This window comes from Microcoleus sp. MON1_C5, assembly GCF_036701875.1.
Taxonomy (GTDB): Bacteria; Cyanobacteriota; Cyanobacteriia; order Cyanobacteriales; family Microcoleaceae; genus Microcoleus.
Genome location: NZ_JAUBRN010000151.1, coordinates 1 through 1,498 on the forward strand (window position 1 = coordinate 1; position 1,498 = coordinate 1,498).

Below are 1,498 nucleotides of genomic sequence, written 5' to 3' on the forward strand. Positions count from 1 at the left end.
CTGTAGTTTAGACTAACTAAAGATGAGAACGGTGGCCCAAGAAAAACTAGAGCCACCGTTAAGGAGAGAATGAGGGTGAAAAATAAAAACCTATTCACTCCTTAAATGAACAGTGAACGATTAAAGGACTTTCGTCAAGAAGCATACGAGTTATTGGTACGAGGGAAGGATGCAACATTCGAGCTCATGGATGCAGTGATGACCACCAGGAATGCAGCCTGTTTGGCCGAATTTTCGCTCAATCCATTATTCAATCGTCAATGGTCAAGCGTTTACGAGGCATTGCAAGACTGTAGGCCAGACCGGAAAAAACTGATGCTGCTGTATCTCCAGCAATTAGAACAGCAAGTACCCGTAGCAGAACATCTGTTAGTGGCAATTGACCACACTGCATGGGGGAGACCAGATGCTAAAACATTAAAAGATAGAACCCATGAATATCAGGGGGGCGTAATTATTGGACAAGGGTACAGTACCATTGCGTGGATACCAGAAGCACAAGGAAGCTGGGCATTACCCCTACTCCATGAAAGAATTAGTAGTGCGTCTTCACCTATACTTCAAGCAGCTTCCCAACTCAAACTTGTCTGTGAACAGAGCGTTAATCCAGTCTTAGCAGTTTTAGATCGAGAATATGGCAATGCAAATTGGGTACTGGCGCAAGCAGATATTCAAGCTGATTGTTTAATGAGAGTCCGAAAGAATGCCTGTTTGTGGTCAGCACCACCAGCCTATAGTGGTCGCGGTAGACCACGTAAGCACGGGCAGAAAATGAGACTCAATGACCCAAGCACATGGCTCCAAGCGGATAATGTGATTGAAATTGACGAACATTCACAGTTGGGACAAATTCGAGTCAGTCAATGGCTTGACTTGCATTTTTATCGTGCCGCTGAACACAGAGTCAATTTAATCCTCGTCCAAAGAATGAAGCCCATGTCAAACGGTCAGCCGTTTCCACCCTTATGGTTGGCTTGGGTGGGAGAACGAACTCTCCCTCTAGAAACAGTCTGGTTTAAGTATTTACGACGCTTTGGAGTGGATCATTGGTATAAATTTGTCAAGCAACGACTACACTGGACATTGCCTAACCTAAGAACTCCCGAACAATCCGAGCGTTGGAGTGATTTAATGCCGTTGATGAGTTGGCAACTCTGGCTAGCTAGGGATTTAGTGGTTGAGAATGTATTACCTTGGCAATCTGCTACAACCAATTTAACCCCTGGACGTGTTGCCCAATCAATGTTGTCGGTTTTAGTTGACATTGGTACTCCCGCGAAAATGCCTAAACAGAGGGGAAAATCCCCTGGTTGGGAAAAAGGAAGGGTACGAACCAAGGCACCGTCCTATCCCACTGTGAAAAAACGGGTTTCTCGACGCAAAAAGTCTTCAAGATTAGTTATTTAATCTTCTTCCTCTTGAGTTTTTGAGTAACAGCTTGCCGGATATTCAAAGGCAGCTACTTTTGGCTGCAATCATTTTTTAGTCTAAACTACAG

The 1,498-nt window shown here is 44.5% G+C and carries 1 protein-coding gene; it reads left to right on the forward strand.

The window, feature by feature from the left end:
* The first annotated feature begins 105 nt into the window (after nucleotides 1-105).
* Nucleotides 106-1,407, forward strand: a complete 1,302-nt coding sequence (locus tag QUA71_RS29100; protein ID WP_333290475.1) for an NF041680 family putative transposase — start codon at nucleotides 106-108, stop codon at nucleotides 1,405-1,407.
* Nucleotides 1,408-1,498: the final 91 nt, after the last annotated feature.

What these genes read in the sequence shown, in the direction of transcription:
- QUA71_RS29100 (WP_333290475.1), top strand. Translation starts at nt 106, where the DNA reads ATGAACAGTGAACGATTAAAGGACTTTCGTCAAGAAGCATACGAGTTA.